This is a genomic window from Marinilabilia salmonicolor (genome assembly GCF_003003035.1).
Taxonomy (GTDB): domain Bacteria; phylum Bacteroidota; class Bacteroidia; order Bacteroidales; family Marinilabiliaceae; genus Marinilabilia; species Marinilabilia salmonicolor_A.
In genome coordinates, this window is sequence record NZ_PVTS01000006.1 from 129,375 (window position 1) to 143,688 (window position 14,314).

9 protein-coding genes are annotated in these 14,314 nt (G+C 42.8%); 8 read left to right on the forward strand and 1 reads right to left on the reverse strand.

Annotated features, from left to right (window positions below; translation table 11 throughout):
- Positions 1-105: 105 nt before the first annotated feature.
- From BY457_RS07905 to BY457_RS07940, 8 genes are all read left to right on the forward strand, one after another.
- The gene (locus BY457_RS07905) at positions 106-2,148 is read left to right on the forward strand and encodes a M3 family metallopeptidase (protein WP_258176665.1); all 2,043 of its coding nucleotides are present in this window, start codon (positions 106-108) and stop codon (positions 2,146-2,148) included.
- Positions 2,149-2,274: 126 nt separating this feature from the next.
- Positions 2,275-2,838 (forward strand): helix-turn-helix domain-containing protein, encoded by a 564-nt coding sequence (locus BY457_RS07910; protein WP_258176666.1) that lies wholly within the window; start codon positions 2,275-2,277, stop codon positions 2,836-2,838.
- A 622-nt stretch (positions 2,839-3,460) separates the two neighbouring features.
- A complete protein-coding gene (locus BY457_RS07915; RefSeq protein ID WP_106152793.1) occupies positions 3,461-5,626 on the forward strand; it encodes a starch-binding protein in 2,166 nt (721 codons plus the stop codon).
- A gap of 88 nt (positions 5,627-5,714) precedes the next feature.
- Positions 5,715-8,291, forward strand: a complete 2,577-nt coding sequence (locus tag BY457_RS07920; protein WP_106152794.1) for an alpha-amylase family glycosyl hydrolase — start codon at positions 5,715-5,717, stop codon at positions 8,289-8,291.
- Positions 8,292-8,635: 344 nt separating this feature from the next.
- Complete coding sequence (locus BY457_RS07925) at positions 8,636-11,071, forward strand: heavy metal translocating P-type ATPase (RefSeq protein ID WP_106152795.1); 2,436 nt, start codon at positions 8,636-8,638, stop codon at positions 11,069-11,071.
- Positions 11,072-11,214: 143 nt separating this feature from the next.
- On the forward strand, positions 11,215-11,421 hold the full coding sequence (locus BY457_RS07930; protein ID WP_106152796.1) for a heavy-metal-associated domain-containing protein: 207 nt from the start codon (positions 11,215-11,217) through the stop codon (positions 11,419-11,421).
- A gap of 159 nt (positions 11,422-11,580) precedes the next feature.
- Positions 11,581-12,027: a methionine-R-sulfoxide reductase gene (locus BY457_RS07935; RefSeq protein ID WP_258176667.1), complete on the forward strand. Its 447-nt coding sequence runs from the start codon at positions 11,581-11,583 to the stop codon at positions 12,025-12,027.
- Positions 12,028-12,057: 30 nt separating this feature from the next.
- Positions 12,058-12,477 carry a Dabb family protein gene (locus BY457_RS07940; RefSeq protein WP_146130962.1) on the forward strand — a complete coding sequence of 140 codons (420 nt, stop codon included), beginning with the start codon at positions 12,058-12,060 and terminating at the stop codon, positions 12,475-12,477.
- Between the two features lie 326 nt (positions 12,478-12,803).
- Here the strand turns inward: BY457_RS07940 and BY457_RS07945 are convergent, their stop codons facing one another.
- Positions 12,804-14,300 (reverse strand): right-handed parallel beta-helix repeat-containing protein, encoded by a 1,497-nt coding sequence (locus BY457_RS07945; protein WP_106152797.1) that lies wholly within the window; start codon positions 14,298-14,300, stop codon positions 12,804-12,806.
- Positions 14,301-14,314: the final 14 nt, after the last annotated feature.

Here is a 14,314-nt window from a genome sequence, read left to right on the forward strand (position 1 = left end):
GAATTATTACAAATAATACACCCCATGAAAAGATCAAATATTATTATCTTCGCAGTGTTTACAAGTATTGCGTTTATGAATATTGCATGTAAAAATAAATCTGATATGGCCGATAATAATCCCCTATTAAAATCATTTAACACACCGCACCAGACAGCCCCGTTTGACCAACTGACAGAAGAGCACTTCATGCCTGCTTTTGAAAAAGCATTAAAAGATGGCAGGGCTGACATTCAGGAAATTATCAACACCCCGGAAGGACCAACGTTTGAAAACACCATTGAAAAAATGGAAAAGGCAGCAGAACTTCTGGGACGTATCAGCAGCATCTTTTTTAATCTCAATTCTGCCGAAACCAACGACAAAATACAAAGCATTGCCCGCGAGGTTTCCCCGATGCTCTCTGATTTCTCCAACGACATCTGGCTCAACGAAAAACTTTTTGAGCGTGTAAAACAAGTGTATGAAGCACATAAAAACGCTTCATCACTGACAGATGAGCAAATGAAACTTCTGGAAAATACCTACAAAGGATTTGCCCGACGAGGTGCTTTGCTTAACGGAAAAGACAAGGAACGGTACCGTGAAATTTCATCTGAATTATCCAGACTTTCTCTTCAATTCGGAGAAAATGTACTTGCAGAAACCAATGGTTTTCAGCTTCACATTACGGATGAGAAGGACTTATCTGGTCTGCCTGGTGATGCCATTGAAGCTGCAGCACAAAGAGCCCAAAAGGAAAATAAAGAAGGCTGGATTTTCACACTTCACATCCCCAGTTATCTCCCATTTATGAAATATGCGGATAACCGGGAATTGCGGGAAAGAATGTTCAGAGCTTATACTTCACGGGGAAATACCGGAAATGATCGCGACAACAATGAGATCATCAAAAAAACAGTGGCTCTAAGAATGGAAAGAGCCGCTTTGCTTGGCCATAAAAACCATGCCGATTATGTGTTGACCGAAAGAATGGCCAAAAGCCCTGCCAGGGTGGAAAACTTCCTGAATGAATTACTGGAAGCCTCTCTGCCCTTCGCACAGAAAGAGGTGAAAGAAGTTGAAGAGTTTGCCAAAAAAGAAGGATTTGATGGTCAACTGCAACGATGGGATTTTGCCTATTATTCAGAAAAACTTAAAACAGCCAGATTTAATGTGAGTGATGAAATGACCAAACCCTATTTCCAGTTGGAAAAGGTCAAACAGGGCATTTTTGATCTTACCAACAGGCTTTACGGACTTACATACAAAGAAAATAAAGAAATTCCCGTTTACCACGAAGAGGTTCAGGCTTATGAAGTCTTTGATGAAGACGGTTCTTTCCTCTCTGTTCTTTATTTGGATTTCTTTCCGCGCGAAGGTAAACAGGGAGGTGCATGGATGACCTCCTACCGCGAGCAATACAAAGAGAACGGAGAAGATGTACGTCCGCACATCTCTGTGGTAACCAATTTTACACGTCCCACCTCCACAAAACCTTCATTACTCACCTACAACGAGGTAACCACCTTCCTCCATGAATTTGGACATGCTCTGCATGGAATGTTGAGCGATGTAACTTACGAAAGCATGGCCGGAACATCGGTTTACCGCGATTTTGTTGAGCTTCCTTCCCAGATTATGGAAAACTGGGCACAACAAAAAGAGTGGCTCCATGATGTGGCGAAGCATTACGAAACCGGAGGCCCCATCCCCGGTGAGCTGGTGGATAACATCATTGCTGCCGGTAATTTCCAAAGCGGGTATGCCACCGTTCGTCAGTTAAGTTTCGGAATGAACGACATGGCCTGGCACACCATCGAAGAGCCAATCAACCAGGAAGTGGCACAATTCGAGAAAGATGCCATGGAACGCACCGAATTGTTTCCTGAGGTGGAAGGTAGTTGCATGAGCACTGCTTTCGGCCACATCTTCGACGGGGGTTATGCCGCTGGTTATTACGGATACAAATGGGCTGAAGTACTGGATGCCGACGCTTTTGACATGTTTCTGCAAAATGGTATCTTTGATAAAACCACAGCACAGAAGTTCAGGGAAAATATCCTTTCTAAAGGTGGAACCCAAGACCCCATGAAACTTTATGTTTCTTTCAGAGGCCATGAGCCATCGATAGAACCTTTATTGAAACGAAACGGGCTTAAACAATGAACAATGAGCAATTAACAATGATCAATAATCAATGATCAATTTGGTAATTGATAACTGATAATTGGTAATTGATAACTGGTAATTGATAACTGATAATTGATAACTGATAATTGATAATTTAAAAAGATGACTACCATCCACATCAAAAATATGGTTTGTCCACGCTGTATCATGGCAGTAAGGGATCTGCTCACCGAAATGGGACTTACCCCCCTTTCGGTGGAACTTGGTGTGGCCGAAGTTGAAGAAGAACTTTCTGAGGATACCATCTCTGAACTTACCGAAAAGCTTGAATCCATTGGTTTTGAAAGAATTGAAGACCGCAACAAACAGATGGTGGATAAGGTTAAAACCATGGTCATAGAAAAAATCCATCACGACAAATTGCATCAAGGCTTTAACTGGTCCAGATGGATGTCCGATAAAATTCATCACGATTACAAATTTCTGAGTCATCTCTTCTCATCTTTGGAAGGCATTACCATCGAACAATTCATCATTCGCCAGAAAATTGAAAAAGTGAAGGAACTCATTGCCTACAACCAGATGAATTTCTCAGAAATAGCCTATGCCATGGGATATAGCAGTCCTGCACACATGTCGAACCAGTTCCGGAAAATCACCGGAATGGCTCCGGGAGACTTCAAAAAGCTCAGAAAACCAACCCGAAAGGGTATAGATAACTTGTAACCGGAAAAAATTCAGGCACATCAATGACTTGTTCTAACGTACCTTATACATAGTGCTTGCCCAAAAAGTCCAATTTCAGCGTTACGCCCTTTCTGAAAACAGTTATTTACGAAATGTAAACAGACTGAAAGCCTGATAGCAACTGCCTGAAGCGCTTCCCCAGGTTATTGCTTAAAGAACTTTGACGGTTTAAAAACGCACCAACATTATTTATTCCCTAATAGGAAAAGCCTCTCTTTTGACAGGATTGGATTATTGACTTCCTCGAACTTCGTTTCATAAATTATCTATAACGATGTTTTAGCACAAATAAAATTAAGGAACTGCAAGTGGAATTAATTTCTATAACATAAATCCTCTCACCCCACCTCTCCATTTTAACACACATTAACTTTCATCAATCACGGACCTTTTTCAAATCCCTTTTCCAGAACAAAAATACTGCAAAGGTTACCGCAAACGATTGCGGTAACCTTTGCAGTATTTTTTCCTATAAAATTGACTATCACCTTGTTTTATTTGTTAAAAAGTTTCTAATTTTGTATATAAATCCAAGATTCAGGACTATTAGATTTACCTGATTTTAAACTTACATTTTTTAACAAACCAAAATTCTTACATTATGAAGAAATCCTACTACACAATTAAATTACTTTTAATTTTTTCCCTATTTGCTTTAACACCCCTTGCCAAATCCCAGGTTCCGTCCCAATCAACTGATATAATGTTGCAAGGCTTTGGCTGGGACTCCTATTCCGCAAGCAACTGGGCAACGCTAACTTCCATGGCGCCCGAAATTGGTCAGAACTTCGATCTGATATGGCTGCCTCCAAGTGGAAACGACTTAACCACTAATTCTATGGGATACCTTCCCGTTTTCTACTTCGATCAAAACAGTTCATTCGGCACCCAGGCTGAACTAAAAACACTTATCCAAACACTCAACAACAACGGCACCAAAGCCATTGCCGACATCGTTATCAATCACCGAAACGGAGAGACCAACTGGGTAGATTTCCCCGTTGAGACCTACAATGGTACGACTCATTCATGGGGACTGGAAGCTATTTGCGAAGGAGATGAAGTAAAGGATCAAAATCTGGCCTATGATCACACCCCCACCGGAAACCCTGATACCGGAGAGAATTATGCGGCTGCCCGGGATGTGGATCACACAAATGTTAATGTCCAAAACACCATAAAAGCTTATCTGGATTTTCTGAAAAATGAAATCGGCTACGACGGATGGCGATATGATCTGGTAAAAGGTTATGAAGGCGGCTACACAGCAATGTACAACAATTCTGCAAATGCTTATCTTTCTGTTGGTGAATTCTGGGATGGCAACTATGATCTTGTTACCGGATGGATTGATGCTACAAATGCCACTTCAACTGCTTTTGACTTCCCTGCAAAATATGCTCTAAACAATGCTTTTAATAACGGTTATAACCTCACTGAACTAACCTGGTTAAGTGGAACTGAGAACCAACCGGCAGGACTAATCCACAACGATTACTATAAAAAATATGCAATCACCTTTGTGGATAATCATGATACCGGACGGTCTGACAATGCGTCCAGATTCACCGGAAATGTTTTAGCCGCTTATGCATTTATTCTGTCAAGTCCCGGTATTCCTTGTGTATGGATGAATCACTGGAATGACGCCAACTACACGACAAAAATCAATGAACTCATCGAAGCCCGAAAACTGGCGGGTCTTCACAGCGAAAGTAACGTAACCGTAAATCAAAGTGCACAAGATATTTACGTAGCCACTGCAACCGGAAACAACGGGTCGTTGATTGTAAAAATAGGAACAGCTTCTTACGATGCTCCCACAGATTATACACTTCAAACATCCGGAACGGATTATGCAGTCTGGACAAAAACCGCCACAGACCCAACCCCCAATCCGGAACCGACTCCAACAAGTACCATTACTGTAAAATTTTACAATAATAATACATCATGGAGCAATGTAAATGTTCATGCATGGGACGATTCCGGTACGCTCAACACCTGGCCCGGAGAAAGCATGACAAATGAAGGAGATAACTGGTTCTCTTACACCTTCTCCAGTGTAACAGGATACCTGAACGTCATTTTCAATGATGGTACCGATCAAACCATCGACATCACCAATATTGATGCAGATGCCTGTTTCAGCACGACAACAACCACTGATGGTGATGGACACCTCCATCATATTGAAGTAAATTGTACTGACGGAACAACCACAGCCCCTATATCCGTAGCCTATCAAAACACTCAAGCATGGAGTGATATTTACATCTACACCTGGGATAACACAGGAGCAGAATTAACCGGCACCTGGCCTGGAACTGCTATCACTGAATTCCAGGACGGATGGTATCGTTATGATTTTGAGGCTTCGGTAAACCACGTTAATGTCATTTTCAACAATGGAGCCGGCAGTCAAACAGGCAACATCGAAGGCATTACATCCACCAGTTGCTACGCCGGAACAACACCGGATTATGTGGAATGTCCCTCTGTCGTAACCTCGGTGGCAAAAACAGAAAATACAGGCAATCAATTGGAGATTTTCCCAAATCCTGTAAAAAACTTCATTCAGATACTTTCATCCCAACAAGTTGAAAAAGTCTCGATAGCTTCGATCAACGGAAATATCACGGATCTATTTGAAGCTGTCAACCAAAACACCAGAATTGATGTCTCCCATCTGTCACCAGGACTCTATTTCATCATCGTTCAGGATGTCACAGGGAAAGAGACCATCGGCCGTTTCATCAAGCAATAACCCGCTTTTTCTCATAACCATTCCGGACAGTTTGCAAAAACAGACTGTCCGGTAATTCTTCAAGTTTAATTTAACCAAAACCGAGAAAATGAAATCCTTATTTAAAGACCTATTCCTAACCTTAACACTATTATTCTCCTTTCAATCCTTCCTGACTTTCAGCCAGGATTTTTCCCGCACCGACTTTCGCGATGAAACCATCTACTTCGTAATGACCACTCGTTTTTATGATGGAGATCCCGAAAACAATGTACAATGCTGGGATGGCAAAAGCCTGAATCAGGGGGATCCTGCCTGGAGAGGTGATTTTAAAGGGCTCATAGAAAAGCTCGATTACATCAAGGCTCTCGGATTTACCTCCATTTGGATTACTCCGGTGGTGGAGAATGCCAGCGGCTATGATTATCACGGCTATCATGCCATGAACTTCGAAAAAGTGGATCCCCGCTATGAGTCAGACGATGTGCTCTTTCAGGATCTCATTGATGAAGTACACAACCGGGACATGAAAATCATCCTGGATGTGGTATTCAACCATACCGGAAATTTCGGTGAGGCATTTCTCTCCCCCATGTTTGAAAAGGATTATACAGCTGATCTGGCCGATCCGGATGCCTGCATGGTAAAAATACCGGAAAAACTACCCGAAAACTATGACAATCTAACACCCGGAGAACAATACCAGGCACGATTGGCACTCATGAAAAATACCGATGGTCAGAATCATGACTCAGACAATCACTATCACCATTTCGGTAATTTCAACTGGGATGACATCACCTCCCAGTGGGCACAAATAGCAGGAGATTGCGTGGATTTGAATACCGAAAACCCTATTGTTTACAACTACATAGTCCAGGCATACTCCCAATTTATCGAGATGGGCGTGGACGGTTTCCGCATTGATACAGGCCGACATATTTCCAGACTGGTATTCAATAAAGTATTTAATCCGGCTTTTAAAGCAGCCGCCGAAGCTGTTGGCAACAACAACTTCTTTATGTTTGCTGAGATCTGCACCCGTGACCGGAATTACTGGTACCGGGGTACACCTCCTATGTCAACGCCTTTTTACACGTGGAAAGATTCACAATCATATACCTGGAACGATGACCCTTCAGAATATATGGATGTGCACGTTCCCGGGGGAGAATTCCCCTTTACCAATCAACAATCATGCATTGCCAATTACAATGACAACACAAATACCGGCACACAGCCTGTTTCAGACAATGCATTTCTGAACGGAAATGAATACCACGCTCCCGATTATTCCATGCACTCAGGACTTAATGTCATCGATTTCCCCATGCACTGGAACTTTGAAAGCGCCAACACTGCATTTGGAGTGGCTACGGGAGGAGATCACACCTATAACGATCCAACATTCAACGTTGTCTATGTCGATTCGCACGACTATGCCCCCGACCAGGCACCCGAAAGTGAACGTTTTGCCAAACCCCAAAGCGTCTGGGCCGAAAACTTGTCACTCATGTACACATTTCGCGGAATCCCCTGTCTTTACTACGGAAGTGAAATAGAGTTTAAGAAAGGATATCCCATAGACAAGGGACCTACGATTCCATTAAAGGAGTCGGGACGCGCCTATTACGGTGGATATATCTCGGGAAACCTCACAGTAAATGATTTTGCAGATTACACCAACGCTTCAGGCAACGTGGCCGTCACCCTTCAACATCCACTGGCAAAACACATTCAACGTTTGAGCAAAATCAGAATGGCAGTACCGGCTCTGCGCAAAGGGCAGTATTCAACAGCCAACATCAACAGTTCCGGTATCGCATTTAAAAGAAGATATACAGATGCTTCGACCGACAGTTATGTTTTGGTCGCCATATCGGGCAATGCCACATTCTCAGATATCCTCAACGGAACATATACCGATGTGATTACAGGAGATGTTAAAACAGTTTCCAACAACACTTTATCAATTTCTGTTTCAGGTCAGGGAAATATCAGAGCATACGTTTTAGACACCCCACAAACACCGGCACCCGGAAAGGTGGGAGAAGATGGAAAGTACCTTTATTCAAGCAGTCCTATTGAAACCAATCCTGGAACTTACCCGGATGAAACAGAACCTTTACTGGCTTCAGCAGAAAATCCTGTGGAACCCACAGAACCGGTTCTTTACGATAATGAGCAGGCAATTTTCTTTGAAGCCCCGGACCATTGGGGGAATGATGTAAATACTTACATCTATTACGATGACAATGGAAGCGTGGTAATGGTCACTTCAGCTTGGCCGGGATCAGGTATGACGAACCTGGGAAACAACATCTACAAATACACCTTTGAAGGAACCATCACTAACTGGAAAGTACTCTTCAACGACGGAAATAATCAGGCTCCCTCAAGTGTGGGTTTTGATGTGGTAAATGGTGGATACTATACTTCCTCCGGATTAAGTCATACCCTTAGCTCAGTCCCAACAAACATCTATGATATATCCATAAATGAACTGGTTTTCTTCTCCAACAACGGTATTTTATTTGCAAAAAGCACCATTGAAACAGAACTACCCGTTTATTCTGTTTCCGGAAGAATAATCAGAACCATTCAAATCCGACCGGGACAAAACGCTTTTTACGGAATTCCAAAAGGAATATACATTATTAATCACGAGAAGGTATTGATTTACTAAAAAGTGGTTTATTTGAAACCACTAAAATCATTGATATCAGAGTAATAAAGTGGGATTGCTTCACTACGTTCGCAATGAAGGGTTTTTGCAGAATGTTGAGGGTTGGCAGAATTGATTTTTGGCAAAGTCGAAAATCAACCCTGCCAACCCTGCTAATCCTGTGCAAAACAAAAAAGATCTATTAGCCGGTTCTGCCGGCTTCCTTTTCCCATCCAAAGCCAAAGTTGTGGTATAATGCCATCAAACACCTTGGATCTCCATCTACTCCCCCCTGTAAGTTTTTCCGAAAATACTGTAAAACCCATCCCCTCATCGGACATTACCTTTGTATAAAAAAGATAAGTATGTCCGATAAAAACAAACAATGGATACTTCCCATCACCACTTCAAGCAGTGATGTGCAGGAGTCCAATATCGCAAAAGCATTTAAAGAAATTACCACCATCGAAGAATGGAACTGGGAGCCCAACAATCAACGAATCGTATTACAGTCAGTTGATGAGAAAGCTCCCAAAACCGCGGTTGAGCAATTGGAAAATTTTGGTGTTGATGTTCTCATCCATGAGAAATCCATCCCTGTAGAGGGTATGTCATGTGCTGCCTGTTCTTCCAGCGTGGAAAGCATGCTCAATGCACAACAGGGAATCCTGGAGGCCAACGTTAATCTTGCACAAAACACGGTTAAAGTAAAATGGATTCCGGAAAACATCGGACTTTCACAGATGAAGAAAGTCATACAATCTATTGGGTATGACCTTATCATCGACGAGAAAGAAAGCACCGAGGAAGCATTAGAAGAATCACGTCGCAAGAAAAGTGCTCAGACCCTGAAGCGACTTTTATGGGCAGGAATTCTGGCCTTTCCGGTTTTTATGATTGGGATGTTTTTTATGAATATCCCTTACGCCAACTACATTATGTGGGCCTTAACCACACCGGTTCTATTTATCTTTGGTCGTCACTTTTTTGTAAACGCATTCAAGCAGGCCCGTCATGGAGCTGCAAACATGGATACCCTGGTGGCTCTGAGTACCGGAATGGCCTATCTGTTTAGCAGTTTCAACACGCTCTTCCCTGAAGTATGGTCTTCTCAGGGATTGGAAGCACATGTCTATTTTGAGGCCGCTGCAGTCATCATTGTATTTATCATGCTTGGGAAATGGTTAGAAGAGCGCGCCAAAGAGGGCACCTCCTCTGCCATTCGAAAACTCATGGGATTGCAACCCCGGAAGGTAATCAAACAGATGGAAGATGGCAGCTGGCAGGAAACAGATATCCATTTGGTGGAAAAGGGCGATATTCTGAGAGTAAAACCCGGAAATAAGATTCCTGTGGATGGAGAGGTTACAGATGGCACTTCCTTTGTGGATGAAAGTACAGTAACCGGAGAATCTATGCCTGTGGAGAAGAAGAACGGAGCCAAAGTTTATACCGGTACCATCAATCAGGCAGGAAGCTTCAACCTGAAAGCTGAAAAAGTTGGAGGAGATACAGTGCTGGCCCAAATCATCAAAACGGTGCAGGATGCCCAGGCAACAAAAGCTCCGGTACAGAGGATGGTGGATAAAGTGGCCTCCGTTTTTGTGCCGGCAGTAATGGCCACCGCGTTGCTCACATTTGTAGTCTGGATGCTTTTCGGTGGAACAGAATACCTGACACAAGCCTTGCTGGCCACTGTATCTGTATTGGTCATTGCCTGTCCCTGTGCATTGGGCCTGGCAACCCCGACAGCTATTATGGTTGGTGTGGGAAAAGGCGCCAACAAAGGAATCCTGATAAAAGATGCCACAAGTCTCGAAAAGGCTCATAAGGCAAACGCAGTTGTTCTTGACAAAACAGGAACCATAACAATAGGGAAGCCTGAAATCACCAATATGCAGATGATCGATTCAAAAGCTTCTAAAAGTAAGGTCCATGGAATGATACATGCCGTTGAAAGCCACTCCGAACATCCACTCGCCGGTGCTGTAGTTAAATTTATCGAGCAGGAAGGGGATTTTGTCAAATTTGAAGCTGAAAATTTCCAAAACCATTCGGGAAATGGCGTCAGCGCTGACATAGACGGAGAAAAAGTATTTATTGGCAATGAAGGACTGATCAGGCAAAACAAAATAGAAATACCATCTGAGATATCTGATCAAATCAAAGCATGGCAAAGTGAGGCAAAAACTGTCATCCTTGTCACTCTGGATGGTAAGATCACTGCTCTGTTGGCCATTGCAGATAAAATCAAAGAGTCTTCCAGAGAGGCCATCCTCCGGCTCCAAAAGCAAAACATAGAGGTACATATGCTCACCGGAGACAATCAGGAGACTGCCGCAGCAGTCGCAAAAGCTACCGGCATCAAAAACTTCAAAGCACAGGTGATGCCCAACGAAAAGGCGGCTTTTGTGAAAGAGCTTCAGCAAAAAGGAAAAATCGTAGCCATGGTTGGCGATGGCATCAATGACTCGGAAGCGCTGGCTTTGGCCGACCTTTCCATCGCCATGGGCAAAGGAGCCGATGTGGCCATGGATGTGGCAGCAATGACCATCACCTCATCCGACCTGATGAAGATCCCCGAGGCAATGAAGTTGTCTGATAAAACGGTAAAAACAATCAGGCAAAACCTTTTCTGGGCATTTTTCTATAATGTGATTGCCATTCCGGTAGCTGCAGGCGTTTTATTTCCTGTATCAGGGTTTCTGCTTAATCCCATGATTGCAGGGGCAGCAATGGCATTCAGTTCGGTATCGGTGGTCAGCAATAGTCTAAGGCTGAAGAGAGCCAGAATTGATTGAGGCTGAGATTGAGCAAATATTCTGGTATTTTCATTCTTACTCTGCTAGGAGATTTTGATCTGGAAAACAAAAATGATCGGATAAAACGAATTTTCTTAGCCTTAACCGTGGCTTTTTTTAAGAATCTATAAAAAACAATAACTATGCAAACACTTAAATTCAAAACAACCATCAAGTGCAACGGCTGCATCAATGCGGTAACTCCATTTTTGGAAAAATCAAACAATATCAGCAACTGGAGTGTTGATTTAGAGAATCCGGAACGGATATTAACAGTGGAGACAGAAGGTGATTCCGAAGAAGTACAAAACCTTCTGAGTGATGCCGGATATAAGGCAGAGATGATCTGATGTTCTGAGCTCTGAGTTTCGGGTTTATGCAAAACCCGATACTCAGAACTCAAAATAAACAACCACATGAAACGAGCATGGCAATGATTGCCTCAAAAGAACATGTATAAATTCTTGCATGCGAGTTCCATCCGACCTTAATTAATAAATTTTATACGGATGAAAACACTAACAATTCTATTATTCACCCTACTAACAGGCTCTGTTATGGCACAAAACGACAGCACCCGCTTTAATTTTAAGCAACTTACGCCCGAAGAGGAGTATGTCATCATCAATAAAGGAACAGAAAGGCCCTTTACAGGTAAATACTACGAGCATGAGGAAAAAGGGATCTATACTTGCAAAAGATGTGGGGCTCACCTCTACCACAGTAGTTCCAAATTTGATGCTCAATGCGGATGGCCAAGCTTTGACGATGAGATTGAGGGAGCGGTAAAGCGACAGACGGATGCCGACGGAAGAAGAACCGAAATCGTGTGCGCACGCTGCGACGCCCACTTGGGCCATGTGTTTCTGGGAGAAGGTTTTACAGCAAAAAATACACGACATTGTGTGAATAGTATTTCGATGGAGTTTATTCCCGACTCTGCCCTTCAGAAATAGATTTTATCAGTCTCAATATTTACAATTACCATGAATAACCGACGAACATTTCTGAAAAAGGCTGCCGCCACCATTGGACTGGCCGGCCTGGTATCACATTCACTTAAAGCACAGCAACCCATGAAACCACTCTCCAACATTCTGATTCATCATGTTTATTTCTGGCTTAAAAGTCCTGAGGATAAAGAAGCTCGTGAACAGTTCGAAAGAGCATTGAAGAAACTGGTTACCATTGATGAAATCAGAGATTACCACATTGGAGTTCCCGCCTCCACGGAAGAACGTGATGTGGTGGACCACAGCTACTCCTACTCATTGATGGTAATTTTTAAAAACAAACAAGATCAGGACATCTATCAAAAACATCCGACTCACCTTGAGTTTGTTGAGCAAAACGAACATCTTTGGGGCCGAGTGAAGGTATATGACTCTGTAGATATAAACAATTAGTGCCTGTCCATCAACTAAGCATTCTTCACGTGTTGGAGATAGAAAATTCAAATTCAAAGCGTGTGAAAAATATAAAGCGCAGAATACTAATGCATTTTGAGGATTTAGATTTTGAGCAACAACGAAGAAGTTGGACTTTATAGGCAAACACGAATTAGAGTCTGTCTATAAACTAAGTAAAGTTTCTCAAGTTCGCTGTGTCTGTTCAGAAGGTTCCGTTTACAAGGCTTGCCATTAGCGGAGATGCGGAGTTTACTTGAGTAAATGAGCAATTTCCGCTAATGGCGTAACGCAGTAAACGGGACTTTATGGACAGACACTTCTAATTAATCAACGACCACTTTTGCAACCTTAAGAGGTTTGCCATTGGTGCGGAAAAGTGTGACCACATAAATCCCCCTGTTCAATCCAGCAGCTGAAAATATCATCTGGTTTTGAAAAGAAGCAGGTCTTTTATCATCGACCAGAGCACCGGTAATGTTGTAAAGAGCACCGGTAAAGTATTCGTGATCCTCTGTTTGAACAACGATTTGTCCTGCATCACGACGATACCAAAGGTTAAAATCCACATTATCGAACCGATTCACAACTGAGGTGGGGACAAAAGAACTCTCCAAAGCTCCCATATCTATGCGCCCCTGTTGAATGCGGGGATTTCCCGCAAGATCGTAAGCAGGCAACCCCAACCCCGACACATCTTCGAGACCGGCATTGATGCAGGGAGATTGATCAGACAGTTGCCAGTCAGCAGAATTTCCGTCAAACGCAGTCCCCACACCGGAAGAAGCCGAAAGAAACTCCGGAGCTTCATCAATTATATCAGTCCAGGTAACAGCCCCGGGAAGACCGGATACCGAAGACTGTCCTCCTTCAATGAGGCAGTTTTGAAAGACCGGATTATAAGGTTGGCTGCCAAAATTGATTGCCATAGCTTCACCGGAACCATTTTTATTACCAAAAACAATATTATTTACGAATGACAGACGTTCTGTATAACTGGAAACATTTATAGCAGCACCCGAAGTATTATTTGCAAGGTTATTTACAATAGTATTGGAGATGAAAGAAATATCATTGGATGAACTCTGACTAATGGTTACTGCACTTCCATTATCCGATTCATTATTTGCAAAAACAGAGCCTGAAACAGTGAGGCCGGCAGCACTTTCAGCATGAATAGCACCACCGGTATTCGCATTATTGTTATAAAATTCACAATTTTCGATCCGGAGTTCATGCCCGTCCGAGTTCATAATTCGGATTCCACCACCACCATCAAACACTCCTGCCTGATTTGATTTAAAAGTACAGTTTTCAAGAATAAGTTGGGAATAAGCTGAATTAATGGCTCCTCCATATTTATCGGACTGATTATTTTCAAAGAGGCAATTCACAAATGAAATATCAGAGTGATAAGAAATAGAAACAGCACCTCCTGAAGCTCCATCCGCATTCCCATATTCAAACGTAGTATATTCAAAAGATGAGGAAGGATCATCCCCCGTCCCACTGTCAAAAAATATCCCTCTCCATCCGGTGTTTGGATTTTCGGCAGTAAAAACAATCCCACTGCCGGAAGTCCCATTTGCCTGAATACTGCCGACAGAGGTAACTGTAATCATTGTCTGATCAGCCACAACAATCCTTGTGCCTGCCACAATCGTCACTGAAGCAGAAATGGTAACATCACCGGTCACATTTACCTGTTCCGGTCCCCAGGTAGTGTTGGTAGTAACAAATCCTGACACATCAAGAGCATACAACTCTTGTGATAAAAACAGGATAAACAACAAAGAAATTAAGGAGTAGTAGAGTTTTCTCATGGGTCACATCTTTG